The sequence below is a fragment of the Nereida ignava genome, from assembly GCF_001049735.1.
Taxonomy (GTDB): domain Bacteria; phylum Pseudomonadota; class Alphaproteobacteria; order Rhodobacterales; family Rhodobacteraceae; genus Nereida; species Nereida ignava.
On sequence record NZ_CVPC01000003.1, the window covers coordinates 59,764 to 84,282 of the forward strand.

The 24,519-nt window shown below is 54.8% G+C and carries 21 protein-coding genes and 1 pseudogene; 10 read left to right on the forward strand and 12 right to left on the reverse strand.

The window, feature by feature from the left end; genetic code table 11:
- Positions 1-62: 62 nt before the first annotated feature.
- The 5 genes from recJ to NIG5292_RS02555 all read right to left on the reverse strand — a co-directional run bounded on the left by recJ (position 63) and on the right by NIG5292_RS02555 (position 5,590).
- Positions 63-1,826 carry a single-stranded-DNA-specific exonuclease RecJ gene (recJ, locus tag NIG5292_RS02535; protein WP_048597793.1) on the reverse strand — a complete coding sequence of 588 codons (1,764 nt, stop codon included), beginning with the start codon at positions 1,824-1,826 and terminating at the stop codon, positions 63-65.
- A 6-nt stretch (positions 1,827-1,832) separates the two neighbouring features.
- Positions 1,833-2,795, reverse strand: coding sequence for a class II fructose-bisphosphatase (gene glpX, locus NIG5292_RS02540; protein ID WP_048597794.1), 963 nt, complete (start codon positions 2,793-2,795; stop codon positions 1,833-1,835).
- A 38-nt stretch (positions 2,796-2,833) separates the two neighbouring features.
- A complete protein-coding gene (locus NIG5292_RS02545) occupies positions 2,834-4,129 on the reverse strand; it encodes a homoserine dehydrogenase (RefSeq protein ID WP_048597795.1) in 1,296 nt (431 codons plus the stop codon).
- Between the two features lie 155 nt (positions 4,130-4,284).
- Complete coding sequence (locus tag NIG5292_RS02550) at positions 4,285-4,584, reverse strand: hypothetical protein (protein WP_048597796.1); 300 nt, start codon at positions 4,582-4,584, stop codon at positions 4,285-4,287.
- A gap of 94 nt (positions 4,585-4,678) precedes the next feature.
- A complete protein-coding gene (locus NIG5292_RS02555) occupies positions 4,679-5,590 on the reverse strand; it encodes a pirin family protein (RefSeq protein WP_048597797.1) in 912 nt (303 codons plus the stop codon).
- A gap of 171 nt (positions 5,591-5,761) precedes the next feature.
- On the opposite strand from NIG5292_RS02555, the gene NIG5292_RS02560 reads away from it, so the two are divergent.
- The gene (locus NIG5292_RS02560) at positions 5,762-6,277 is read left to right on the forward strand and encodes a hypothetical protein (RefSeq protein WP_048597798.1); all 516 of its coding nucleotides are present in this window, start codon (positions 5,762-5,764) and stop codon (positions 6,275-6,277) included.
- Positions 6,278-6,287: 10 nt separating this feature from the next.
- Here NIG5292_RS02560 and NIG5292_RS02565 read toward each other — a convergent pair whose 3' ends face one another.
- From NIG5292_RS02565 to NIG5292_RS02580, 4 genes are read right to left on the reverse strand one after another with little or no spacing between them, the layout of a single operon-like run.
- Complete coding sequence (locus NIG5292_RS02565) at positions 6,288-6,869, reverse strand: TadE/TadG family type IV pilus assembly protein (RefSeq protein ID WP_048597799.1); 582 nt, start codon at positions 6,867-6,869, stop codon at positions 6,288-6,290.
- Positions 6,869-7,405, reverse strand: a complete 537-nt coding sequence (locus tag NIG5292_RS02570) for a TadE/TadG family type IV pilus assembly protein (protein ID WP_048597800.1) — start codon at positions 7,403-7,405, stop codon at positions 6,869-6,871. The genes NIG5292_RS02565 and NIG5292_RS02570 overlap by 1 nt, the downstream gene beginning before the upstream one ends.
- Complete coding sequence (locus NIG5292_RS02575) at positions 7,406-8,707, reverse strand: hypothetical protein (RefSeq protein ID WP_143081927.1); 1,302 nt, start codon at positions 8,705-8,707, stop codon at positions 7,406-7,408.
- Positions 8,704-9,324: a TadE/TadG family type IV pilus assembly protein gene (locus NIG5292_RS02580; RefSeq protein ID WP_082136600.1), complete on the reverse strand. Its 621-nt coding sequence runs from the start codon at positions 9,322-9,324 to the stop codon at positions 8,704-8,706. Before NIG5292_RS02580 ends, NIG5292_RS02575 begins: the two co-directional genes overlap by 4 nt.
- A 245-nt stretch (positions 9,325-9,569) precedes the next feature.
- On the opposite strand from NIG5292_RS02580, the gene NIG5292_RS02585 reads away from it, so the two are divergent.
- The 5 genes from NIG5292_RS02585 (at position 9,570) to ribD (ending at position 16,966) form a co-directional block, all read left to right on the forward strand.
- Positions 9,570-11,000 carry a Glu/Leu/Phe/Val family dehydrogenase gene (locus NIG5292_RS02585; RefSeq protein ID WP_048597803.1) on the forward strand — a complete coding sequence of 477 codons (1,431 nt, stop codon included), beginning with the start codon at positions 9,570-9,572 and terminating at the stop codon, positions 10,998-11,000.
- A 54-nt stretch (positions 11,001-11,054) separates the two neighbouring features.
- Positions 11,055-13,034, forward strand: a complete 1,980-nt coding sequence (dnaG, locus tag NIG5292_RS02590; RefSeq protein WP_048597804.1) for a DNA primase — start codon at positions 11,055-11,057, stop codon at positions 13,032-13,034.
- 218 nt (positions 13,035-13,252) lie between these two features.
- Positions 13,253-15,223 carry an RNA polymerase sigma factor RpoD gene (gene rpoD, locus NIG5292_RS02595; protein ID WP_048597805.1) on the forward strand — a complete coding sequence of 657 codons (1,971 nt, stop codon included), beginning with the start codon at positions 13,253-13,255 and terminating at the stop codon, positions 15,221-15,223.
- A gap of 208 nt (positions 15,224-15,431) precedes the next feature.
- Positions 15,432-15,902: a transcriptional regulator NrdR gene (nrdR, locus tag NIG5292_RS02600; protein WP_048597806.1), complete on the forward strand. Its 471-nt coding sequence runs from the start codon at positions 15,432-15,434 to the stop codon at positions 15,900-15,902.
- Positions 15,903-15,937: 35 nt separating this feature from the next.
- Positions 15,938-16,966: a bifunctional diaminohydroxyphosphoribosylaminopyrimidine deaminase/5-amino-6-(5-phosphoribosylamino)uracil reductase RibD gene (ribD, locus tag NIG5292_RS02605; protein WP_048597807.1), complete on the forward strand. Its 1,029-nt coding sequence runs from the start codon at positions 15,938-15,940 to the stop codon at positions 16,964-16,966.
- Here the strand turns inward: ribD and NIG5292_RS02610 are convergent.
- The 3 genes and pseudogenes from NIG5292_RS02610 to NIG5292_RS02620 form a co-directional block, all read right to left on the reverse strand.
- Positions 16,963-18,966: pseudogene (locus NIG5292_RS02610) on the reverse strand (capsule polysaccharide biogenesis protein). The gene ribD and the pseudogene NIG5292_RS02610 overlap by 4 nt on opposite strands.
- A 5-nt stretch (positions 18,967-18,971) precedes the next feature.
- Positions 18,972-20,105, reverse strand: a complete 1,134-nt coding sequence (locus NIG5292_RS02615; RefSeq protein WP_082136601.1) for a polysaccharide biosynthesis/export family protein — start codon at positions 20,103-20,105, stop codon at positions 18,972-18,974.
- Positions 20,106-20,200: 95 nt separating this feature from the next.
- Complete coding sequence (locus tag NIG5292_RS02620) at positions 20,201-21,493, reverse strand: capsule polysaccharide biogenesis protein (RefSeq protein WP_048597808.1); 1,293 nt, start codon at positions 21,491-21,493, stop codon at positions 20,201-20,203.
- Between the two features lie 200 nt (positions 21,494-21,693).
- On the opposite strand from NIG5292_RS02620, the gene NIG5292_RS02625 reads away from it, so the two are divergent.
- The 4 genes from NIG5292_RS02625 to nusB are packed head-to-tail and all read left to right on the forward strand — an operon-like array spanning position 21,694 to position 24,432.
- Complete coding sequence (locus tag NIG5292_RS02625) at positions 21,694-22,299, forward strand: riboflavin synthase (protein ID WP_048597809.1); 606 nt, start codon at positions 21,694-21,696, stop codon at positions 22,297-22,299.
- A complete protein-coding gene (ribB, locus tag NIG5292_RS02630) occupies positions 22,299-23,435 on the forward strand; it encodes a 3,4-dihydroxy-2-butanone-4-phosphate synthase (protein ID WP_048597810.1) in 1,137 nt (378 codons plus the stop codon). Before NIG5292_RS02625 ends, ribB begins: the two co-directional genes overlap by 1 nt.
- Positions 23,435-23,965 (forward strand): 6,7-dimethyl-8-ribityllumazine synthase, encoded by a 531-nt coding sequence (locus NIG5292_RS02635; RefSeq protein WP_048597811.1) that lies wholly within the window; start codon positions 23,435-23,437, stop codon positions 23,963-23,965. The genes ribB and NIG5292_RS02635 overlap by 1 nt, the downstream gene beginning before the upstream one ends.
- Positions 23,962-24,432 carry a transcription antitermination factor NusB gene (nusB, locus tag NIG5292_RS02640; protein WP_048597812.1) on the forward strand — a complete coding sequence of 157 codons (471 nt, stop codon included), beginning with the start codon at positions 23,962-23,964 and terminating at the stop codon, positions 24,430-24,432. The genes NIG5292_RS02635 and nusB overlap by 4 nt, the downstream gene beginning before the upstream one ends.
- Positions 24,433-24,519 lie beyond the last annotated feature (87 nt).

Below are 24,519 nucleotides of genomic sequence, written 5' to 3' on the forward strand. Positions count from 1 at the left end.
GTGATGCGCAAGTGGCTTTTTGCGAAAAAATCACAAAAAATTTTATGACTGTTTTTGCGCTATTACGCGAACGCTGCATCCTCAAGGCGCAGCTGTACAGAACGCCGTCCACCCCATGTGTTCAGCTCAAGCCTCCCTGCCAAATGGAAGCGTTTGCCGCCGTGTTCCAGCAGGGTTTTACCAAGGTCTGTTTCCATCGCGCCAAAGCAAATCGCGTCAATCCGCTGGCCCATGCCGTCGCCAAAATTGATCTTGAGGTGCGTTTCGCCTACGCGCTTGGCAAATCCGATTGCGACATCGGGAAACGCAAAACGTGGTGCGCGGGCACCGGCGCCAAACGGCCCTGCATTTTCCAACTGTTCGATCAATTCAGTCGTTGCTGCGGCAGGCATCAACATGCCGTCAAGTTTCAGATCAGCAGGGCCCGCTGTGCCCGCACCTTGCTTTTCAAGCAGGTCAGACAATCGTTCCATCGCGGGCGCCAGCATATCTCGGGTAAGGCTAAGTCCCGCTGCCATTTTGTGACCGCCGCCTTTACTCAAAAGCCCCTCGGAAGCTAGTTTTTGAATGGACGCGCCAAGGTCCACACCAGACACACTTCGGCCAGAGCCTTTGCCATCATTCTCGTCGAAACCAATCACGATCGCGGGCCTATTGTAGGTTTCCTTCAGGCGCGAGGCCACAATTCCCACGACGCCAGGATGCCAATTATCGCCAGCTGCCCAGATGAGCGGCGCAGAGGTATCACGGCTTTCGACCTGCTCAATCGCGGCGGCGCGCACCGCTGCCTCAATCTCGCGGCGTTCTGTGTTCAAGACATCAAGACGCTCGGCCATTGCGGCGGCGTCATGTGGATTGTCGGTGGCCAAAAGGCGCGCGCCTAAGTCGGCTTGTCCAATGCGCCCGCCGGCATTCACCCGTGGCCCCATGACAAAGCCCAAATGATAGCTGCTTGGCGCTGTGTCCAGTTTTGCAACGTCAGACAGCGCAACCAATCCGGCCCGCGCCCGTTTGCCCATCACCGTAAGGCCTTGGCGGACCAACGCGCGGTTGACACCAATCAAAGGCGCTACGTCGGCAACAGTTGCAAGGGCGACAAGATCAAGCATGGCCAACAAGTCGGGCGTTGCGCCACCTTCGGCACGCGCTTGCCGGTTGGCCTCGACCAGCATCAAGAATACCACTGCCGCTGCGCATAAATGTGCAAGATCGCCGGTTTCATCCTGCCTGTTAGGATTAACGACTGCCAATGCGGGGGGCAGTGTTTCGCCGCCTAAGTGGTGATCAAGAACGATCACATCTGCGGCAGTTGCGGCCGCTAACGCCTTATGGGACAGGGTGCCGCAATCGACGCAGATAATTAGATCATGATCCGCTGCAAGGCTTGCCATAGCCGGTGCATTTGGGCCGTAGCCTTCGTCAATGCGGTCCGGAATATAAAGGGTCGCGCGAAGCCCGACCGAGCGTAAATAATCAAGGAGCAGAGCAGATGACGCGCCGCCATCCACATCGTAGTCCCCAAAAACCGCAATGCGTTCGCAGTTTTTGATGGCCTGCAAAAAGCGCTGCGCAGCCTTTTCCATGTCGCGCAAACTGCGCGGGTCTGGCAGCAAATCACGCAGTTGCGGGGCAAGGTAACTCTCGGCAGTTTCGGGTGTCACGCCTTGGCGTACTAGAACATTGCATAACACGCCTGGCAGACCCGTTTGCTGGGCCATTGCGGAGGCGTGCCTGTCAATGTCCGCGGTTGGGCCTACCCATTTGCGACCCGACAAAGATGCCTCGACCCCTAAAAAGCTTTTGGCTGTGTCACCGGCCCCCAGCATCACAACTTAAACAGGGTTGCGATATGTCATGCGCCGGACGGATCCGGTTTTGGAGCGCATGAGGATTGTTTCAGTGGTAATATACCCAACTTCACGCTTGATGCCCGACACAATTGAGCCGTCGGTCACGCCAGTTGCTGCGAAAATCACGTCATCGGTGACCATCTCATCGCGGGTGTAGACGCGGTCAAGGTCAGTGATACCTGCTTTTGCAGCGCGCGCTTTCTCATCGGCGTTGCGGAAAAGCAGACGGCCATACATTTGACCGCCCATGCATTTCAGCGCAGATGCGGCAAGCACACCTTCTGGTGCACCGCCCGAGCCCATGTACATATCAATACCCGTCAATGCAGGTTCGGCGCAGTGCATCACACCTGCCACATCGCCGTCTGTGATCAGGCGAATTGCAGCACCCGTCGAGCGGATATCTTCAATGACTTGCTCATGACGGGGGCGGGCCAGAACGCACACTGTAATGTCGCGTGCATCGCCGCCTTTAGCAGCAGAGAGAGCTGCAACGCGTTCTTTTGTGGTCATATCAAGAGTAACCGTGTCCGTGGCGTAACCGGGGCCAATGGCCAGCTTATCCATATATGTGTCGGGTGCATGTAGCATCGAGCCGCGTGGCCCCATGGCGATGACTGTCAACGCGTTTGGCATATCGTTGGCAGTCAGAGTTGTGCCCTCAAGCGGGTCAAGTGCGATGTCCACGCCGGGGCCTGTGCCACTGCCGACTTCTTCGCCAATATAAAGCATCGGGGCCTCGTCACGCTCACCTTCGCCGATCACAACAACACCCGCAATTTCCAGACGGTTGAGTTGTTCGCGCATTGCGTTCACAGCCGCTTGGTCTGCTGCCTTTTCGTCCCCACGCCCGATCCAATCGGCGCTTGCGATGGCTGCTTGTTCTGAGACGCGGGCCAAGCCCAGTGACAGCATACGGTCGTGAAAGTCTTTGGGTGCGGTCATGTTCTTGGCTTTCTTAAGGGAAGTATTCGTGTAGCGGGTTAGACGTTTTCGATGCGCAGGGCGACAGGCGCATCATCGACAACACCGGTTGTCCCAAACGCCGCAAGTGCTTCATCAAGGGCGGCGCGGGTCGTGTCATGTGTGACGATGATAACGGGCGCACTTGTGCCTTCGTGATCAATCTGGCGCATGCGATCTATGCTGATGCCATGATCACCCAAGACGGCGGCCACTTTGGCCAGCGCGCCTGGTTTGTCTGTCAGATGCAGGCGCAAATAATACGGCGCTACAGTGCTTGCTTGGGCACGCGGCGCGCTTGTCAGTGTTTTTGCAGGTTGGCCGAATGTGCTGATGCGAATGCCGCGGGCAATATCCATCACGTCTGACATAACCGCACTAGCCGTGGGGCCTTCGCCCGCACCAGGGCCGCGCAGCACGATTTGCTCAACGCTGTCGCCTTCCAGAACTACCATGTTCGTGCCGCCCTGAAGCCGGCCAAGCGGCGATGTTGCTGGGACCAAGCAAGGTGTCATGCGCTGGACCAAGCCGCGGTCAGACATTTGTGCGACGCCAAGCAATTTGATCTTGAAGCCCATCTCACCGGCACGGGTAATGTCATCAAGGCTGACGCGTTGGATGCCTTCAAGCTCAACACCGTCAAAATCTACCTGCGTCCCAAATGCAATGGATGCCAGCAGGGCAAGTTTATGACCTGCATCGATGCCGCCCACGTCCAAGTTCGGATCTGCCTCGAGGTAGCCTAGTTTGTCAGCTTCGGCGAAAAGCGCCTCATACCCTTGGCCGGTCGCTTCCATTTGGGTCAGGATATAGTTGCACGTGCCGTTCATCACGCCCATCACGCGGCCCATCGCGTTGCCTGCAAGACCCTCGGTCAGTGATTTTACAACGGGAATACCGCCTGCGACTGCAGCTTCAAAACGGATAACACGGCCTGCGGTTTCTGCTGCTAAGGCAAGTGAGTGTCCGTGAATAGCTAGAAGCGCCTTGTTGGCGGTGACGACATCTTTGCCAGCCGCAATTGCGGCCTCGGTTGCATCTTTCGCGGGGCCTTCTGAGCCGCCCATGACTTCGACAAACACATCGACATCATCACGTTTTGCCAAAGCAACAGGATCGTCTTCCCACGCATAGCCATCAAGAGGTGCGCCGCGGTCTTTACCTTTTGAGCGTGCGGAAACAGCGGTAATTTGCACCGCTCGACCACTACGAGCAGCAAGCAAATCTGCGTGCTGTTGAACAATTTTCACAACACCAATGCCAACCGTTCCCAAGCCAGCAATTCCGAGACGAAGTGGGGGGAGGGTCGTTGTCATTGTGAGATCTCCGCGCGCATGGCGAATGCGCTGATTAGTGAACACTTTTGTCCCTGTTATCGCAGGCGCAACTGGCTTGCAACGCGCCAAAGCAGACAGGCGCTGTGGTTTGCGCTAACGCGGTTCTATCCGGTAGTTTCGGGCTTTGTTTTTGCTTAGTTGCTGGCGGTGCCGCCCGTAAGGCGGGACTGGTCATCCGGAGTAATTACTTCGCCGCTAAGCCGTGCTGCTTTGGCGCGCAGAGACGATGACCGCGTTGCAAGATTTTCAGCTGCGGCTTTATCGGCCTCATCGTCTGTTGCGGAGGCGATGATAGTTTCGAGAGAGATCAGCGCGGGGTAGGGGGCGGCTTGGGCGCGCGCAGAGACGGATTGTTCCAATTGCGGAATATCTGTGCAGCCTGCAATCATGCTTAGGGCGGCTGTTGCGAAGGCGAGTGTGGTGGTGCGAAACATGCGTCTGTTAGATCGAAAAACGCATACCTTTACAAGCGCGCCACGTGGTTGCTGGAAAAACAGCAGGGGTCGCGGCGCGCTTGGATCGTTTATTTTAGTGCGCGGGTTTGATGAATGTGCCGTTGCGCAACTCACGTACGGCTTGGCGCAATTCATCTTCGGTGTTCATCACGATCGGGCCGTGCCACGCGACGGGCTCTTCAATTGGCGCGCCTGAAATCAGCAAGAAGCGAACACCTTGCTCGCCGGCCTGAACCGTCACTTCATCGCCCGTGCCAAACCGGATCAACGTACGATCGCCGGACATATCGCGGATGTTGACTTCCTCGCCCATGACTTCTTTTTCGAGTAACACGCCAGATGGGGCTGACGCATCTGCAAACGCGCCTTCACCCTCAAAGACGTAGGCAAACGCGCGACGGTAGGTGTCAATTTTGAAGGTTTTCTTCACGCCAGCAGGCACGAAGATATCCAAATATTGCGGGTCTGCGGCGATGCCATCAACCGGACCGGTTTTCCCCCAGAAGTTACCGACAATGATTTTGACCTGAGTTCCATCATCGTCCGTTACCACTGGAATGTCCTTGGCGGTTACGTCTTGGTAGCGCGGTGCGACCATCTTTTGTGAGGAAGGTAAGTTACCCCAAAGCTGAAAGCCGTGCATTTGGCCTGCGGCGTTTCCGTGTGGCATTTCTTGGTGCATGATCCCGCGACCAGCAGTCATCCACTGCACGTCACCCGCGCCCAAGGTGCCCGTGTTGCCAAGGCTGTCGCCGTGATCCACGGTGCCGTTCAGCACATACGTAATGGTTTCGATGCCGCGGTGCGGGTGCCATGGGAAACCCTTTTCAAAATGCGCCGGAAGATCGTTACGAAAATCGTCAAACAGCAGAAATGGATCAAGCTCTGACGGGTCTTGAAAGCCAAATGCACGGTGCAGGTGAACGCCGGCACCTTCCATGGTTGGAATGGCCGGGCGAGTTTCTAGAACAGGACGGATCGACATATTTTCAGCCTCCAGATTGTAGGATCGACATGGGGTGCTTCCCACGTGTTGGGCAGAATTTACGCCGTAACAGAGGCGCACACAATTGCCGTGTTTCGCAGATTTGCAGTGCGTAAATGCACATAAGCGATGTGCTCTTTCCCTTGGCGCAATGGGGGGGTATCAGGTCGCATGGAATTTCCTTTTGATATCCCCGCAGATGGTGTGATTGCACGTGTTCGTGCCAGCGCCGGTCGTCGCTTTTTTGGTTGTGGCACATTGCTGGCGTTAGGCGCTTTGTTGGTGTTGTTGGGCTTTACCCGCGCCGAGACAGGTTTGGGCTACCGTTTGTTTTTGGTCCTTGGTGGCGCAGGTGTGTTGGCGGCGGCAACGATCATGTGGCGCTCGACGCTCATCGCGGTTGAATTGACAGTTGAGGGGCTGCGCGACACGACGGGCCGCGTTCTTGCACCGCTGGATGATATTGTGGGCGTTGACCGCGGCGTCTTTGCGTTTAAACCGTCAAACGGTTTCATGGTGCGTCGCAAGACAGCGGGCCTTAAAGGGTGGTGCCCTGGTATTTGGTGGGCGACATCCAAAATGCTTGGCGTAGGTGGGGTGACGCCAGCCGGCGAAGCCAAATTTATGGCAGAGAGCCTGTCCATGTTAATTGCTGCGCGCGATGCCGGAAATTTGCCGCGCGGCTAAGCTGCTGGTTTTAAGACGCGGTGTATGTTGGTGGGTTAGGCGCGCGTGATCGGGCAAATGTGCGCGCTTTTAGATAGAGGTTGTTTTCAAAAAACCGGCCCCACGACAGGCTAAACCGCGAGACTGTCTCAACCATTACAATCTGATCCCCTGCTGCGATTGGCGGCATGTCTTCTTTCAAAACGTTGATGCTGTCATGGCTATAACTGCTAAGATCGGGTCCGCGCGCCTGTGACCATGCGGTTTTGTAGGGCTTGTTCGTTTTGCCAGTCGGAACCACCATGGTGATGCTGATCGAAGTTCCTTGCGCTGCAGGTGTCATATACTGTGCGGTTTGTTTCATGCTGGTCACGAAGGTCGGGGTGATGGTGCCCAGTTCGCGGCTGATCACATCGGCCACAACGTAGCTTGCCTTCGTGGTTTGCGCGTTTGTCCGGAATGCCTCAAAGAACGTAGCCATCGCCATAAAACTCCAAAACAACAGCGGAAAAACCAGCACGGTTTCAATGGCAAGCGTGCCTCCTGTGTCATCGCAGAAGGCTTTGAGGCGGGCGGTGAAGCGGCTCAATGAAGGGGGATGGAAACGTCGCATCACGCGGGCTCCGTCACATACGAAGTGATGGCAACAAGACGGTACTCGCCGGTTTCGGTTGTGGGCAGATATGGGTTCAAGCCGATGGTTGGCAGCAATGGTGGCTGCAGCACGCAAACCCGCAGGAACATTAATTCATTCTGTCCGCCCGGTGAAAATGGTCCGGCTGGGTTCACGGCACTTGGTTTATCATGGCATTGTGGCGCGTTCAGGGTCACGCCTACGCGCGGGTCGCGGCGTACCATTTCAAGCTTAAGGCTGTTCGAGCAATTATTTAGGAAGGTTGCCTCGGCACACATGACATCCCGCAAATCTTGATAGGAGGGGGGTGCAATCGTGTTGAGGCGCACGTGGCGCACTGTTCGGTCAAGCGCCATTTCCAACATAGCTTGACGTGCCTGCATCACACCAAGTTCAACGCCCATGAACAAAATCCAGTAGAACAAAGGATAGAGGATCACGAACTCAATCGAAGACACGCCGTCTTCGTCGCGCCAAAATTGGATGATGCGGCTAAATGCGCGGCGGCCCAGCATCTACTGCACCAAGCGCAACTGGTTGATGTGGTTTGCGATGGCAGCGAATGCGGTGCTGATCTCGCGTCCTGAAACGTCAAAGTAATAGGCATCCCCCTCCGTTGCGCAGTCACGCATCGGACCTTCGCCAGTGTTTACTTCAAAACCGATCGCGTAAATCAAGATGCCTTTCGCGCGGGCTGCGGCACAGATTTCGGACAAGTTTGTATTCGCTTGCCACCAATTTGTTTGGGTAATCATGGAGGCCTTTAGCTTGTCCTCCATAGGATCTTCGCGGGTGCTCCACCCGTAGTAGCTGTGATAGTACCGTTCAGCCTCGTCCCAGAAAAACTCGGCCATGTAATCCACGTGAAAATCATCAAGCAGATCAACCCAGTCCATCTGCGCGATGCCGTCCCATGGGATTTCGCTGGTGCTGTACCATTGATCATCCCAAGACGTGTTGGGATCGCCGGGGCGGTACCAGCGGTTGGACCAGCTGTTGCCGGGCACGTAGATCAGATATTGATCATACCATTCCATATTGCGGTTCACGCTCCATCGATCGTGACGCTTACCTTCATGTGTGGACCAGTTTTTGAAGCGCCAAACCGGTGCTGGGCTGTTTTTAAAGTTGATGTAGGGATACTGGTTTTCTGTGGTTTGCCCGTATTGGGTCGTATTCACACCGTCGGTCATCAGAACGATTACTTTGAGAGTTTCATCCTGTGGGTTCGCACTTACAGATGGCACCCAGTAGTTTGCGGGTCTGTCGTTGACCCGTGAAGGCACAGGAATTGTGGTGTCATCCGCAAGTGTTTTGACGGCGGGTTGAATTGCCGGATCAAGCAGAGCCACGCCCCACTTCATCCCTACATCAATCGCTGTGTTGCCGCTTGCTGTTAAGGTGTCGATGTGCGCGTCCAGCTGTGATTTTTCCGTGCGGTGCACCATAATGTGTGGGCGTGAGTTTGCGGCATAGCGCGTATCAAAGCGGTCTTCCTGACACTCGAACTGAAGATAATTGGGAAAGCGTGTACTGCTGCTGCCATAGGCGAAATGCGCTTTGCGGGTCAGCTTCTGGCTGGGTGTTATAGCGGTGGATTTGAAGTCGTTTGGCGTGAATTCAATGCAGCTGCTGAACTGCTGTTCGCTTTGGACTGACGTTAGTCCCGGGGGATTGGTGATCGGGTTTTGCACGGAAACTGTGCCGCCATTTGCATTGAGTTGATCCAGCAGATCCTCGCCCACGTGAACAGTGTGATAGTAAGGCACGATAGAAACAGACGTAATGGCCGAGTCGTCATCGGGATCGTTTTTCACCACCGCGGTGAAGAATTCTTTGGCAGCCTTGCGCAGCTCGAATATCCGGTGGTCTCACCGGATGTAGACGGGTTCCCCATGGAACCTGACACGTCCACGACAAGAGAAATCTCGATATCGGTGATCCGCTCTTCCGCAGCACCTGAAACGGGTAGGTCCATGTAGTCGATACCAACCCAATGCATGAAAAGCGTTGGCACGCGGATTGATGCTTCGGCTTCAACGCGGCGGTATCCGATGCCCTCAACCGATGCGACGTCCACAGCGATATCTGCATCCGGCTCCGCCACACCGCAGCTTTCATATTGTGCGCCGTTGCGGGTGTGGTTCACGTGGACATTGGCAAAGCCCGCTGAGCGAAATTGCCCCTCCATGATGTCACAAGCTTCAAGCGTTTGCTGCAAATCTGCCGCCGACAGGGTTGCGCCATCAATTGTAAACTGAATGCGTGCGCGGCGTTCTTCAGCCATCATGATGTCTACGGCAAGACCGCCAATCATGATTATCGCCATCAAAATATAGAGTGTGAAGATGATCAAGGCACCGCTTTCGTCGTGCGCAAAAGCACGACATTTGCGCAGCCCAAGCGCATTTTTGAAAAGGCGGTGCATTCTCATGGTTACTCACAACGCTAAAATCGCCGCATACGAATCTACGCAGTACGGCCGGTTACGAAGCGTTCATGCAGAAAGATTTGGTTTCAATTATGGCAAAATGATGTGCCGCAGATGTGCTTTTGCCTAAATTGTGATGAAGCTCATACCCGATAAGTTTTCAAACAGCCTAAATAATGGGCAAATTAACTTGCGTATAACCGCATCTGTGCCACGGTGCGGACGATGCGATTTAGGGAACTGTAAAGATGTCTAACCAAACTGAGCCAAGCTTTCGCGAGAGTGTCGATTTAATGTTTAACCGTGCGGTGGGATTGATGGATCTGTCCCCGGGCTTGGAAGAAAAAATCAGGGTATGTAACGCAACTTATACAGTTCGTTTCGGTGTGCGTTTGCGCGGTGAAATCAAGACGTTCACTGGGTATCGCAGCGTCCATTCCGAGCATATGGAGCCGGTAAAGGGCGGCATTCGTTTTTCGCTCGGCGTAAACCAAGACGAGGTAGAAGCGCTTGCCGCGTTGATGACGTATAAATGCGCGTTGGTTGAGGCACCTTTTGGGGGCTCAAAGGGCGGGCTATGTGTTGATCCGCGCGCCTATGATGCCCATGAAATGGAGGCTATCACCCGCCGTTTCGCATATGAGTTAATCAAGCGTGATCTGATAAACCCGTCCCAGAACGTGCCCGCGCCAGACATGGGCACGGGCGAGCGTGAAATGGCGTGGATCGCAGATCAATATGCGCGGATGAATACAACTGATATCAATGCCAAAGCCTGCGTGACAGGCAAGCCAACCCACGCCGGCGGTATTGCTGGCCGTGTAGAGGCCACGGGACGTGGTGTGCAATATGCGCTGCGCGAGTTTTTCCGCGATGAGCGGGGTATGAAAGCCGCAGGGCTCAGTGGGTCCCTGAAAGGTAAACGGGTCATTGTGCAGGGGCTGGGCAACGTCGGCTACCACGCGGCCAAGTTTTTGGCTGAGGAAGACGGTGCGTTGATCGTCGGCGTCATTGAGCGTGACGGAGCTATCGTTGACACGAACGGAATTGACGTTGAGGCTCTTCGTACTTGCGTGGCGGAGACCGGAGGCGTGGCACAGTTTGAGGCAGGTGAATACATCAAAAACGGTGCTGAAGTACTTGAACGGGACTGCGATATTCTTATTCCAGCTGCCCTTGAGGGTGTGATTAACAAATCCAATGCGGAACGCGTGCAGGCGCCACTTATTATTGAGGCCGCTAACGGTCCGGTGACGGCGGGTGCGAATGATATTCTTGTGGCTAAAGGCTGTGTTATTATTCCCGACATGTATGCAAACGCGGGCGGTGTGACAGTGTCGTATTTTGAATGGGTCAAAAACCTGTCGCATATCCGCTTTGGGCGGATGCAGCGCCGCCAAGAGGAATCCCGTCACCAATTGATTGTGGATGAGTTAGAGCGCCTGAGCGCCGATAGCGGTGTCGGCTGGCAGCTTAGCCCAGATTTCAAAGAGCGGTATTTGCGCGGTGCGGATGAGTTGGAATTAGTGCGTTCGGGGTTGGATGACACAATGCGGATTGCTTATCAGGCGATGCGTGACGTCTGGCACGGCCGCGATGATGTACCCGATCTGCGCACCGCTGCATATCTGGTTTCCATTGATAAAGTGGCACAGTCTTATCGCGCCAAGGGCCTTTAGGATTTCATCTTAGGCGGTGTAGACTTTGCGCGTGCTACAGCGGATATTGCGCTCATGAGTCTGCCGCCCGGTTTCCTTGATGAATTACGCAGCCGCCTGTCGATCTCCGACGTGGTGGGGCGCAAAGTTATGTGGGACGCGCGCAAGTCGAACCAAGGCAAAGGTGACATGTGGGCGCCATGCCCGTTTCATCATGAAAAAACGGCCAGTTTTCACGTCGATGACCGAAAGGGATATTACTATTGTTTTGGTTGTCAGGCGAAGGGTGATGCGCTTTCGTTTGTGAAAGAAACCGAGAACGTCAGCTTTATGGAAGCGGTGGAAATTTTGGCGGGTGAGGCGGGCATGCAAATGCCCGCGCGCGATCCAAAGGCCGCTGAAAAGCTGGACCGGGCCAGCAAACTTGCCGAAGTCATGGAGCAAGCGGTGCAGTATTTCCGTTTGCAACTGCGTACATCGACGGCCGCCGAGGCCCGCCGATATTTGCAGGGACGTGGTCTGTCTGAGACGGCTCTTGAGCGTTGGGAGATCGGTTTTGCACCTGATGCGTGGCAGGGACTTTGGGATCATCTTGTCGGCAAAAACGTACCTGAAGACCTGATTTTGGGTGCTGGTTTGGCCAAGCCCAGCCAAAAAGGTGGTAAGCCATATGATACATTCCGAGGTCGGATCATGTTCCCGATCCGTGACGCACGGGGGCGCGCGATTGCTTTTGGGGGTCGCGCGATGGACCCTAACGACAACGCAAAATACCTCAACTCTCCAGAGACGGAACTTTTTGATAAGGGCCGCAGTCTTTATAACCATAAGCCAGCTCGCGAGGCTGCAGGCAAGGGCCAGCAACTTGTCGTGGCTGAAGGCTACATGGATGTCATCGCGCTGAGTGAGGCGGGGTTTGCCGCGTCTGTTGCCCCCCTCGGGACGGCCGTTACAGAAAATCAACTGGCGCTTTTGTGGCGGATCACTGATGAGCCGATCATCGCCCTTGATGGTGATACGGCCGGTTTGCGAGCGGCGATGCGCTTGGTTGATCTGGCGCTTCCGTTGCTGCAATCGGGCAAGTCGCTGCGCTTTGCAATCATGCCAGAAGGCCAAGACCCTGATGATTTGATCCGTGCTTCAGGGGCTTCGGCAGTTCAAAATGTGATGGACGGTGCTATCCCGATGGTCCAGCTGCTATGGCGGCGTGAAACTGAAGGGCGCAATTTTGACAGCCCCGAGCGTAAAGCGGCCTTAGACAAGGCGCTGCGTCAGAAAATTATGCTGATCACTGACCCAAGCATTCGCAGCCACTATGGTCAGGCCATTAAGGATTTGCGGTGGGATTTGTTCCGCCCTCAATCAAAAGCGCGCCTATCCGGTGGCTTTACGCCGCGCGGTGTTAAGCGTGGAGGCGGGTGGAAAGCGCCTGCCGAAGGTGCGATGCCAACGACGCAATCAAGTTTTTTGGTGAGTTCTGAACGGGCCGCGGAGGGGCATTTGCGCGAAGCAGTGGTATTGGCAACTTTGCTGAAAAATCCAGCCGTTCTGCCCGAATTTGAAGACGCGCTTGAGCGGCTTGAGTGCCATGATCCGGACCACCGCCGTATTCAGGGGGCTCTGCTGCGCCACATAGAGGCCGATGCTGATATGCTGATCGAGAGTGTTGAGCATGAGATCGGTGCGGCGCTTTTGGAAAAACTATTTGCGAATAAGCACGTGGCGATCGCACCGCCTGTACGCCGCCCCGGAAACATCGATCTGGCGTCCATGTGCGTGAACGACGCCCTCGCAAAACTTACGGCACAGCGTGGTCATGAAGTTGAAGTACGCGAAGTTTCCCAAGACCTTGACCGCAATGATGGCGAACCCGTTGATGAAAACCTGACGTGGCGTTTGCGCGAGGCCGCAGAAGGTCTGCAAGGGGGCGGTGATGACGCGGATGATACCGCTGATTTTGACGTTGCCGATAATGGCGCCAAACTAAGTCGTGATGAACGTGATGCATTTGCAGCACTTCTGGGCAGCATCGGTAAGGCTGAAAATAGTAATTAACGAAGGCTTATCCTCTTACAATTAGGGTTTCCAATGCCCATGTCTCGGGGCATGTGGTTAAGTTCACACCGACCCATGGTCGAATCAGTCAAAATGTAAGATGATTCGGAGGTGGGTTGATTCGTTTTCCTGATTCGCGTGCGCGTGGATTACGGCAGCCTAAAGTTACATCGCGCGGCCTTCACGCCGCATCGCCTCCGCCGCAAAGGACTTTGCTCATGGCCAAAGACACCGACGACCGCAAAAACGAAGATCAGGAAAACGCGCACAACTTGGACATGTCCCAAGCTGCTGTAAAGAAAATGATCTCCGAGGCGCGTGAACGGGGCTACATTACGTACGAGCAACTTAACCAAGTTTTGCCACCAGAGCAGGTAAGCTCGGAGCAAATCGAAGACGTGATGTCGATGCTGTCGGAAATGGGCATCAACATTATTGAAGACGACGAGGCCGAAGAAGAAGACGCCAAAGGCTCTACAGCTGTCGTGACCAAAGATGGTGCGCGTGAAGTTGCTCTTGCTGGCGCTGAAAAAGAAAAGCTGGATCGCACCGATGATCCCGTCCGCATGTACCTGCGCGAGATGGGCAGCGTTGAGCTGTTGTCCCGTGAGGGCGAAATCGCGATTGCGAAACGTATCGAGGCCGGCCGCAACACGATGATTTTGGGCCTTTGCGAAAGCCCTCTTACATTCCAAGCGATCACCATTTGGCGTGACGAATTGTTGAGCGAAGACATTTTGCTTCGCGATGTGATTGATCTGGAAACGACGTTTGGCGAGCAGCTGGCAGAGGACGAGGAAGAAGCCGTTGTGCCGACGCCTGGAGCCGAGCCCAAGCAAGAGAGCACGGCGCAAGAATTGGATGCCGACGGTAACCCGATTCAGTCTGATGATGACGATGATGAAGACGAGCAGGCGAACCTGTCTCTTGCGGCGATGGAAGCTGCGCTTAAGCCGCGCGTTCTGGAAGCGCTCGAAATCATTGCGCATAACTACGGCAAGTTGAGCGAGATGCAGGATCTTCGGATGTCTGCCACGTTGAACGAAGACAGCTCCTTCAGCGAGAAAGCTGAAAAGAAATACCAAAAACTGCGCTCTGAAATTGTTGCCCAAGTGAACGAGCTTCACTTGCACAACAACCGTATTGAGGCGCTGATCGACCAGCTTTACGGCATCAACCGCCGTATCATGTCCATTGACAGTGCGATGGTGAAACTTGCGGACCAAGCGCGCATTAACCGCCGGGATTTCGTTGATGCGTATCGTGGTCGCGAGCTTGACCCAAACTGGCTAACTGACATGGGTGATAAACCCGGCCGTGGCTGGCAGGCGTTGATTGAGCGCTCAACCGATAAGATCGAAGAGTTGCGTTCTGACATGGCGCAAGTTGGCCAGTATGTTGGTCTGGATATCTCTGAATTCCGCCGCATCGTACAACAGGTGCAAAAAGGCGAGAAGGAAGCCCGTCAGGCCAAGAAAGAAATGGTCGAGGCAAACCTTCGTCTCGTTATTTCAATTGCCAAAAAGTACACCAACCGTGGTCTGCAATTCCTCGACTTGATCCAAGAGGGTAACATCGGCCTGATGAAGGCGGTTGATAAGTTCGAATATCGCCGTGGTTATAAATTCTCGACCTACGCCACATGGTGGATCCGTCAGGCGATTACGCGCTCAATTGCGGATCAGGCGCGTACAATCCGTATTCCTGTGCACATGATTGAGACGATCAACAAGCTGGTGCGCACGGGTCGTCAGATGCTTCATGAAATTGGTCGTGAGCCGACACCAGAAGAATTGGCCGAAAAGCTTCAAATGCCGCTCGAAAAAGTGCGCAAAGTGATGAAAATCGCCAAAGAACCAATCAGCCTTGAAACGCCCATCGGGGATGAGGAGGACAGCCAGCTTGGTGACTTCATCGAAGACAAAAACGCGATCTTGCCACTCGATAGTGCTATTCAGGAGAACCTGAAGGAAACGACAACCCGGGTTCTGTCATCGCTTACGCCGCGTGAAGAACGTGTTTTGCGTATGCGTTTCGGTATTGGCATGAACACAGACCACACCCTTGAGGAAGTTGGCCAGCAGTTCTCGGTTACCCGTGAACGCATTCGTCAGATTGAGGCTAAAGCGTTGCGCAAGCTGAAGCATCCGTCGCGTTCACGCAAGTTGCGGTCTTTCTTGGATCAATAAACTACCCTGTTGAACTCTGGTTTTGCGGATATATCTTTAAAACGGCGCCTCTTGCAGGCGCCGTTTTTGCATCTGACGGCTCGGTTTGCCCCCAGATGTTGTTTGTGAATTTTTCTTCTACCCAAATCTAGATTGCTGTCCTATAGTCTGTGGATAAGTAGGGCGCAGACCCTATCGAGGCAGTAATCAACGAGAAGGGGCATAGCCAATGCGCTGTCCATTTTGCGGTAACGTAGACACACAAGTGAAAGATTCCCGTCCTGCTGAGGACCACGTCGCCATTCGCCGCCGGCGTTTTTGTCCCGCGTGTGGGGGTCGTTTTACGACTTATGAGCGTGTTCAGTTGCGTGATTTGGTTGTCATCAAATCTAACGGACGCCGTGAAGATTTTGACCGCGACAAGCTGGAACGCTCAGTTCGGATTTCTCTGCAAAAACGGCCCGTCGAGCCCGAGCGCGTAGACCAGATGATCTCTGGAATAGTGCGCCGGTTGGAAAGCATGGGTGAGACTGACATCAACTCCAAGCAGATCGGTGAGATCGTGATGGAGGCTTTGGCCCGCATCGACACAGTCGGATACGTGCGATTTGCGAGTGTGTACAAAAACTTCCAAGCAGCTGATGATTTTGACAAATTCGTCAGTGAACTTCGCCCGAACGTGTCGGCGGAAAACGATTGATCAATAAAGCTTTAGCATCCGTGGATGAGCAACACATGCGCCACGCGCTTGCCCTCGGGCGGCGCGGCCAGGGTCGTGTGTGGCCAAACCCAGCGGTTGGTTGTGTCATCGTTAAAGACGGCGTCATTGTGGGGCGTGGCTGGACCCAAGACGGTGGCCGCCCACACGCTGAGCCGATCGCGTTAGCGCAGGCAGGACGTCTGGCACGTGGTGCGACGGCCTATGTGACTCTCGAGCCTTGCGCGCATCATGGTAAGACACCGCCCTGTGCGAATGCGCTTATTGAGGCGGGGGTGTCTCGGGTTGTTTGTGCGATTGAGGATGAAGACAACCGTGTTTCAGGGCGCGGATTTCAAGCGCTCCGCGATGCAGGGATTACGGTAGATATCGGCGTGCTCTCGTCAGAGGCTGCTGAAGATCATCGTGGGTTTTTCAAAGCTGCGCGTGAAGGTTTGCCTTTTGTGACACTCAAGATGGCAACATCTTTTGACGGAAAAATTGCCACTTCAACCGGAGACAGCCAGTGGATCACTGGGGCACATGCGCGGCGCGCTGTCCATATGATGCGCGCCCGACACGATGCAGTAATGGTTGGCGCGGGGACTGTGCGGGCTGATAATCCTTTGCTTAATGTGCGGGGCCTCGGCGTTTCACATCAGCCGGTCCGCGTTGTCATCAGCGAGACACTGCAGGGTATGGCGCGTAGCGATGTGCAAAACGGCGGTTGGTTTGTTCACCCGAAAACAGCAGATGTGAGTGCGCTGTCGCCAAATGCGAGATCTGTCCCCTATCAAGGCAGCCTGACCGACGCGCTGCGGGTGCTTGCAGGGCAGGGGCTTACGCGTATTTTTTGCGAAGGTGGCGGCGGACTTGCCGCGTCTTTATTGAGCGAAAACCTTGTGGATGATCTGGTGTGCATGACGGCTGGTGTTGTCATCGGAGGTGACGGATTGGACGCTGTTGCACCCTTTGGGCAGCGTGTTTTGGCAGATGCCCCGCGTTGGACACTTGTTGAATGTCGTTCCATTGGCGGTGACGTGTTGTACCGGTGGCGCCGCGCTTAACGCCAAAGATGTGCGTAAGTTGAAAGCGCGCCTTGTGCTTTAGCCAACAGACGCAAACCAAGCCCACTGTAATTGCCTTTGGACATGGCTAAACGGTCAACCGCAACTTCGGGGGGGCAGGGATAACCTGTCTCAGGATCGTAATAGCGCGGGTAGTCGATCAAAGTTGCATGTGTGAATTGATCAAGGCTTGGGCGTGCGGTGCGGCGGTCAGGGGTGGCTGCGATATCCCTTGTCAGGCCCCATCCCGCATAAAATGGCGCGCCTAAGCAGGTGACAGGCACACCGCGCAAAAGCGCTTCAAATCCAAGTGTTGAGGTCATCGTCCAAACACTATCGACGCAGGCCAGCAGGCCCAAAGCATCCGCGTTCGTGGCTATGATATCCGCGACTGCTGCGGCCTCATTACTTAAGCCTCCATCGCGCAAACCTGCCTCTACGTCGGGGTGTGGTTTGTAGATCAAGATGGCGTCGGGATTGGCGCGGCGGGTCTCAACCAGTAAGTCGCTGTTGGTCTGCCATTTCGACGTGCCTAGCTTGATCGAAGCATCATCTTCAACTTGCCCCGGGACCAAAATGCGGTGGCCCTTTGGGAGCGATGGTAAAGCAGCCTTAATCCCAAGATTATATTTGCTCACGCCGCTCTTAATAATTTTTTGGCGTAAGGCTTCGGCCCGGCGTAATGCCGCCGGCTCCAGACTAAGTGACTGGGCTATCAGCCTTTCAAGGCGACTTTCGCGGATTGGGTCATAGTAAATACCAAGGTCATCAAGAACCAGCGATAGGGGCGGGACCAAGTTAGCACCAAGCCCTTTTGAACGGAGAAATCCGTCTTCTACGGTTGCTTCAGGACTATCATGCGCGCCCCAACGCATGATGCGCCGCGTATGTATGTTGCCCCCGAATTTTACAGGTCGGACGCTGCCAAAGAATGCCTGTGTATGCTTGCGTTACCAGAGCCGCATATCTGGTGCAGCCCAGCCGTTATGATCTTCACGCCAAGTACGAGTAAGCGCTTCGAGGGTGCTGAGTGCATCTTCAAAGCTACAGAGCGCATCGCGGTAGGGGTCATACCACGTCGGATATAAGATCATCGCGCCTGCAAAAAGTTGCGTTCGGGTTAACGTGCGGGTGCGTCGATCAATCGGTGCGCGATCTTCGCTTAGCCCCCAACCGGCATAAAAGGGTTGTCCGTACAGGATTGGTTTGTGACCGGCCATTATAGCCTCAAAACCCATTTGCGAGCTGACGGCGTAGACTTTGATCGCGCCTTCAAGCAAGCGGTGCGGGTTGGTGTTTTGATCCAGCACGACCACGTTGCCACCAATGTTTGCAGGGTCGAAATGACCGCCCTTGTGACCGGTTCGGGTTTCGGGATGTGTCTTCAGCACAATCGTTGCGTGCGGGTTTTCAAGCCGCGCATCCAGTAGCATCTCGCGGAACGTATCTGCATTGGCGCCCGAGTGTGTGATGGAGGCATCGTCTGCGGTTTGATCAATCACAAGGACATACCCAGCGTCTGGAATACCTTTTGGAAAGGGGGTCTCAGGCGCGAAGTTGTTGTATTTCGAAAGCGCGCTTCGCTTCATGCGAGCCATGCCACCGCGTGCACGGTCAAGCAGAGCGGTGTCATCAAGGGGGTGCGTGGCAACCAGGACCTCAAGGTCACTGGGCGCGCTGCTATCAAAATGTACACCGCGGGTATCAATGTTAAGCCCGATGGGCAGATCACCACCACTGGCAGGACGCACTGACCTCAAAAAGGCGTCTTCCACGCGCACAAGCTTTGCGTTGGTGCGGGCTGCAATCTTTTCGCCGCGGTGCGCGGTTGGTGATTTCCCCCACACACCGACCAGATCAGTTTCCGACGGCATGCCAATGCGGATGTCATAGCCCTTTAGCGCAAGGATACGGCGCACGCGTTTTTGACGCAAAAAGCCGCCATTGTAGACAAACAGCCGCTGACGGGTTGGGTCAGCGGCCGAAAGTGGGGTCGTCATTGGGCTTAGTTACCAGCCAGTGTATTTAGGGTATTCACAGAGTTAAGAGATCCTGTGAGTGCGGCAATTGTTTTGTTCCATTGCACGAATGGTGCCTCGGTCACATAGACCGTATCGTCATCACGTATGGCGAAATCACGTGCGTTGAACATGCCGTTAGGCTCGGTCAGATCCAGCACATAGGCCACACGCTGCGCGCCTTGCAGATCATCGCGGCCCATTACTTGATTAGCAATTTCGGCGGGTTCATTGCGGAACACAAAAACGCCTGTGGGGTCTGCTACGTTACTGCTTAAGCCACCCACTTGTGCAAGTGCTTCAATGGCAGAGATCGTGCGTGTAGTGAATTCAACGCGGTTCTGGCTGCCAGTGGCGCCCAAAACCGTATAGGCGCGGGTGTCTCGCTCGACCAAAATGCGGTCTCCGCCACGCAGGGCGATGTCAAAGCGCGGGTCTTGGTAAAGATCTTGGAACCAAACCTGCCCGCGATGTGTACCGCGGATAACGGTGATTTGTGCCACTTCGGCCTCAAGTCCCACGCCACCTGCACGGGCAAGCATGGAGGAAAGCGTGCGGGTGGGGCGCTCAATCGCGTAGACGCCTTGCGCGCCAACTGCGCCAACCACAGTGACTGTTGCACCATCACCGGCTACGCGGCGGACCTGCACTTGGGGGTCGGGGGTTTGTTCGTTCAGGCGCGTGGTGATCAGACGACGTAGCGCTTCCGGAGATTTGCCAGATGCCTTTAGGGTGCCGGCATAGGGGACGAAAATATTGCCGTTTCCGTCTACTTGTACTTCGTCAAGAATGGTGGCGTTTTGCCCCGCACCGGCCAGCAGGCCGTCATCTACGTTTTCCCAAACAGTCAGCCCCAATACATCGCCAGGACGGATCACGTCAGAGCCAACAACACCTGCGTTGATGAACGCATCCGAAAAACCAAAAGCCGGGGTGACAGCTGTGGCGCGGGTCACGCGGTCGTTGACAGAGACGATGAACGCATCGCCTTCACGCAAAACGGATCCTTGAAAAATTTCGGCTTTGTTGGGGCCTACACGCGGCAGACCGCATGCAGAAACAGTCGCAACGAGGCTTAGCAAGGCAATGCCTTTTACCACACGGGACACATTAATTTTCACTGCTCTGGTCCTTTCGACCTTATAGAACTGCCTCAAGTTTTTCTATTACCTTACTGGAATCCCTCACAGAAAGCTACCGCTAGGGGTTGTGGTTGTTAGGGAATGACACGCAACTGTTGCCGTGGGGCCGCTTTGCCAACCTCAAGTGCTTCGTAGGGATCGTGGGGGTGCAACATCAGATCAACGACTTGTCGCAAAAGCTGTCTGCGGCCTTTGGCGGCGTAAAACCCACCGGCGATCTGGCTGGTCTCAAGCAAGTAGCGCCGGTAATCGCGGTAGGCGGCAGTGTCCGGTGTTGTGGGTAAGCTAAAAAATTCATGGAGCGGCTGAGACGACACAAACTCTGGTTTGTTATAGACCGCCGCGCCAAAAACCTTGAGCGGGATACCGCGCCAAAGCACTTGCTGGCCGGCGGTTGAATTGACTGTCACTGCACTTCGGGCATGGTCCAAAAGCTGGGCCAGTTTGCCGCCACGAACATAGTGGCACCGCCCCTCAACGCCGTGCTGGCGGGCTAAGTTTTTGATCAACCGGCGGATGTTTGTCTGACCGTTTTCAAGCGGGTGCGCCTTGAGCACAAGATGGTGATGCGCCGGTGCCCCTTTGGCAAAACCTTCGATGATTACTTCGATGAATTCGTCGATTTTGGAGAACGGAGAGTGGGCTTGAAAGCTGGCGTCATGTTCAAGTTGCAGCAGCGCAATATGGTAGGGGTACCCCCCGCGTTTAATGCGCAGTGTGGAAAACACGCGGCTAAGCCAATAAAACGGCATTCCTAAAAGGCGCATGAAATACAGGGCAAACTCGGTTTTTACATCAAGGGCGCGGTGGCGTTGCATCTTGCGGTAGTGGCCGTTTCGAAGCATCACAAACCAATGGTAAAGCGCGCCGTAAAACACGTGCTGGCGCATGTCGCCCCAATGTGCCGGTGCTTGTGGGATGTCTAAATCGGCGTCTGCCAAAGTCTCGCGCATCTGATCCACGCTAAGCTGCATGAGCGCGGAGTTTCCGTTGGAGCCATCACGCTCGTAGCTGACCCAATAGGGCCGTAGATACCCTTCTTCGAATACATGGATCCGGATGCCCATTTGTCGCGCCATTTCTGCTGCTTGGGCGTGAACAGGCCGCGTGTCACCGTAAAGCACAATGTCCGTGATTGATTTGTCGTGAAGGGTCTGACGTAGGGTTTCGGCCCAGTCGTTTAGCGTGCCGCAATACCCGATGTAAGTTTTAGGCGAGAACCAAAAGGCGCGGTCACCTGCGTTGAAACCGACCCTCCAGACCTGTGCGCCAGCACGCTCCAGCATCTGCCCAAGGCGCCAGAAAAAGGGACCATGCGGGCCTTGCAGAAAAAGAAAACGCTTATTTTCGCCGGTAATGAGCGCCATATGATATGCCGTGTGTTTAGGTTTTGCGTAGGTCCGCGCAGGATTGTGAGTGGCGTAGCCTGAATTATTGGCGAAAATGTGACCTGCATTATGATTGAGGCGATGTGCGAAAAGGTATCACTGGAATGGGCGGCAAAGCCCTTGTCCGGATGGGTGCGCCGTTATAGGTGGTTTGCAACACGAAATTCGGGACGAGATTTATGTTCACTGGCATTATCACAGACGTTGGTCATATCGCGCAACTGGAACAGCGCGGTGATTTGCGGGCGCGCATTTCAACGCTTTACGATATGAGCAGCGTCGATATGGGTGCATCAATCGCCTGCGACGGTGTTTGCTTGACCGTGGTTGGCAAAGGTCTGGCCGAAGGCGATCAGCTTGGGTGGTTTGATGTGGACGTGTCCGCAGAGACTGTCAGTAAGACCAATCTTGATACATGGTCCGAAGGGCGGCGCATCAATCTGGAGCGTGCCTTGAAAGTGGGCGATGAGTTGGGCGGACACATTGTGTCCGGTCACGTCGACGGCTTGGCTAAGATTGTCGCTATGCATGATGAGGGCGATAGCACTCGGGTCACGCTTGAAGCGCCAGCGGCACTTGCAAAATTCATCGCGCCCAAAGGCTCGGTTACGCTTAATGGCACGTCTTTGACTGTAAATGATGTTGAGGGCACTGCCTTCGGGATCAACTTTATTCCGCACACAAAAAGCGTCACCACATGGGGTGATGCAGCTGTTGGTGATGCGGTGAACCTCGAAATTGATACAATGGCCCGCTATGTGGCCCGATTGCAGGAGTGGGCGTAATGAGCGCTGAAAGCATGTTTGAAAAGCCCGGTCCTGTTGAGGAAAACCTCTCTGATGTGATCAGCCCCATTGAAGACATCATTGATGATGCGCGTAATGGTCGGATGTTCATTCTGGTGGATCACGAAGACCGCGAGAACGAGGGTGATCTTGTTATCCCCGCGCAAATGGCCACGCCTGATGCCATTAACTTTATGGCGACCCACGGACGCGGCTTGATTTGTTTGACGCTTCCATCTGACCGGATTGATGCGTTGGGCCTGCCGTTGATGGCGACGCAGAATTCATCGCGCCATGAGACCGCATTTACCGTTTCGATTGAGGCGCGCGAAGGTGTTACCACCGGTATTTCTGCGGCTGACCGTGCGCGCACAGTTGCTGTGGCGATTGATAGCAAAGCAACCTCAGCGGATATCGCAACACCGGGACATGTTTTCCCACTGCGTGCGCGAGACGGCGGTGTGTTGGTACGTGCGGGGCATACTGAGGCGGCTGTTGATGTGTCACGGCTTGCGGGCCTGAACCCTTCCGGCGTGATTTGTGAGATCATGAACGACGATGGCACCATGTCGCGTTTGCCAGACCTGGTTGGTTTTGCGCAGCTGCACGGGCTGAAGATCGGGACAATTTCTGATTTGATTAAATACCGCCGCCGCCATGACAATTTGGTGCGCGTGCGCAGCACGGACACGATCCAGTCCGAGTTTGGCGGCGAATGGGATATGCGCGTCTACACCGACGAGACCCAAGGCGCAGAGCATATCGTCTTGATCAAAGGCGACATTTCGGGCGATGAGCCTGTGCTCGTACGTATGCATGCCATGGATCCGATGCTTGACGTGATTGGCACAGGCGGTACGGGCCGTGCTGCTGAATTTGGCGATGCGATGAAGCTGATCGCGGACCACGGGCGCGGTGCGCTGGTTTTGCTGCGTGATCTTACCATGAAGATCGTGCGGGATGATGAGGTCAGCCCGCAGACGCTTCGCCAATACGGTTTGGGCGCACAGATTTTGTCGTCTTTGAACCTGTCGAAAATTGTCCTTCTGACCAATTCACCTGCGCCAAAAGTTGTCGGGCTGGACGCTTATGGTTTGGAGATTGTGGACACGATGAAAATTTCGGAGATCGGATAATGGCTGGCGCTTCTCACTACATCATGGATACACCGCGCTTCGAGGACGCTCCGAAAATTCTGATCGTGCGGTCTCCGTATTACAAAGACATCGCTGACAATTTAGTTGCCGGTGCTGTTGCCGAGCTTGAGGCAGCTGGCGCCACCCATGAAGTGATTGATGTACCCGGTGCGCTTGAAATACCCACAGCAATTGGCATCGCTGAACGTATGTCTAATTTCGACGGCTATGTGGCACTTGGCTGCGTGGTGCGGGGCGAGACAACCCACTATGAAACAGTGTGCAACGACAGCAGCCGTGCACTGCAATTACTGGGCCTTCAGGGGCTTTGTATCGGTAATGGTATCCTGACGGTAGAGAATCGCAAACAGGCAGAAGTACGTGCAGATCCTGCAGACCAAAACAAAGGTGGCGGGGCCGCTGCGGCAGCCTTGCACTTGATCGCTATCGCTCGTAAGTGGGGCCGCGCGGATAAGGGCGTTGGATTTACCAGCGACATTCTGCTTGCAGGCGGTACACACAAAGCATGACTGAACTTTCGAATAACCAAAAACGCAAAATGAAATCAGCGGCGCGGCTTTATGCAGTGCAAGCACTGTTTCAGATGGAACACTCGTCGCAGTCAGTCGATGTTGTTATGCGTGAGTTTGAAGACCATCGTTTTGGCGCGACCTATGAGGGACGTGAAATGATGGAAGGCGATATCGACGTATTCCGCATGCTGGCCCAAGACGCGGTTGAGCATCAGCGCCCTATTGACCAAATGACTGATCGTGCTTTGGTCGCAAAGTGGCCCATCGCACGCATTGACCCCACTATTCGCGCGCTTTTCCGCGCGGCCGGTGCGGAGTTGCTGGGTAAAGTGACACCGCCACGCGTTGTTATTAAAGAATTCGTTGACGTTGCTGGCGCGTTTTTCCCTGAAGGCGATGAAACGCATTTTGTGAACGGTGTGCTTGATCATATGGCGCGCGAAGTTCAGCCCGACGCATTCTGATCTGATTTCCGAAAACTACTGCTGGCCTAAACACTGAATCTAAAGCGGCGTGTCGTAACCCGCGGGTTTGCCACGGGGGCACATTGG

What these genes read in the sequence shown, in the direction of transcription:
- recJ (WP_048597793.1), bottom strand. Translation starts at nt 1,826, where the DNA reads ATGCTGGGGGCCGGTGACACAGCCAAAAGCTTTTTAGGGGTCGAGGCA.
- glpX (WP_048597794.1), bottom strand. Translation starts at nt 2,795, where the DNA reads ATGACCGCACCCAAAGACTTTCACGACCGTATGCTGTCACTGGGCTTG.
- NIG5292_RS02545 (WP_048597795.1), bottom strand. Translation starts at nt 4,129, where the DNA reads ATGACAACGACCCTCCCCCCACTTCGTCTCGGAATTGCTGGCTTGGGA.
- NIG5292_RS02550 (WP_048597796.1), bottom strand. Translation starts at nt 4,584, where the DNA reads ATGTTTCGCACCACCACACTCGCCTTCGCAACAGCCGCCCTAAGCATG.
- NIG5292_RS02555 (WP_048597797.1), bottom strand. Translation starts at nt 5,590, where the DNA reads ATGTCGATCCGTCCTGTTCTAGAAACTCGCCCGGCCATTCCAACCATG.
- NIG5292_RS02560 (WP_048597798.1), top strand. Translation starts at nt 5,762, where the DNA reads ATGGAATTTCCTTTTGATATCCCCGCAGATGGTGTGATTGCACGTGTT.
- NIG5292_RS02565 (WP_048597799.1), bottom strand. Translation starts at nt 6,869, where the DNA reads ATGCGACGTTTCCATCCCCCTTCATTGAGCCGCTTCACCGCCCGCCTC.
- NIG5292_RS02570 (WP_048597800.1), bottom strand. Translation starts at nt 7,405, where the DNA reads ATGCTGGGCCGCCGCGCATTTAGCCGCATCATCCAATTTTGGCGCGAC.
- NIG5292_RS02580 (WP_082136600.1), bottom strand. Translation starts at nt 9,324, where the DNA reads ATGAGAATGCACCGCCTTTTCAAAAATGCGCTTGGGCTGCGCAAATGT.
- NIG5292_RS02585 (WP_048597803.1), top strand. Translation starts at nt 9,570, where the DNA reads ATGTCTAACCAAACTGAGCCAAGCTTTCGCGAGAGTGTCGATTTAATG.
- dnaG (WP_048597804.1), top strand. Translation starts at nt 11,055, where the DNA reads ATGAGTCTGCCGCCCGGTTTCCTTGATGAATTACGCAGCCGCCTGTCG.
- rpoD (WP_048597805.1), top strand. Translation starts at nt 13,253, where the DNA reads ATGGCCAAAGACACCGACGACCGCAAAAACGAAGATCAGGAAAACGCG.
- nrdR (WP_048597806.1), top strand. Translation starts at nt 15,432, where the DNA reads ATGCGCTGTCCATTTTGCGGTAACGTAGACACACAAGTGAAAGATTCC.
- ribD (WP_048597807.1), top strand. Translation starts at nt 15,938, where the DNA reads ATGCGCCACGCGCTTGCCCTCGGGCGGCGCGGCCAGGGTCGTGTGTGG.
- NIG5292_RS02620 (WP_048597808.1), bottom strand. Translation starts at nt 21,493, where the DNA reads ATGGCGCTCATTACCGGCGAAAATAAGCGTTTTCTTTTTCTGCAAGGC.
- NIG5292_RS02625 (WP_048597809.1), top strand. Translation starts at nt 21,694, where the DNA reads ATGTTCACTGGCATTATCACAGACGTTGGTCATATCGCGCAACTGGAA.
- ribB (WP_048597810.1), top strand. Translation starts at nt 22,299, where the DNA reads ATGAGCGCTGAAAGCATGTTTGAAAAGCCCGGTCCTGTTGAGGAAAAC.
- NIG5292_RS02635 (WP_048597811.1), top strand. Translation starts at nt 23,435, where the DNA reads ATGGCTGGCGCTTCTCACTACATCATGGATACACCGCGCTTCGAGGAC.
- nusB (WP_048597812.1), top strand. Translation starts at nt 23,962, where the DNA reads ATGACTGAACTTTCGAATAACCAAAAACGCAAAATGAAATCAGCGGCG.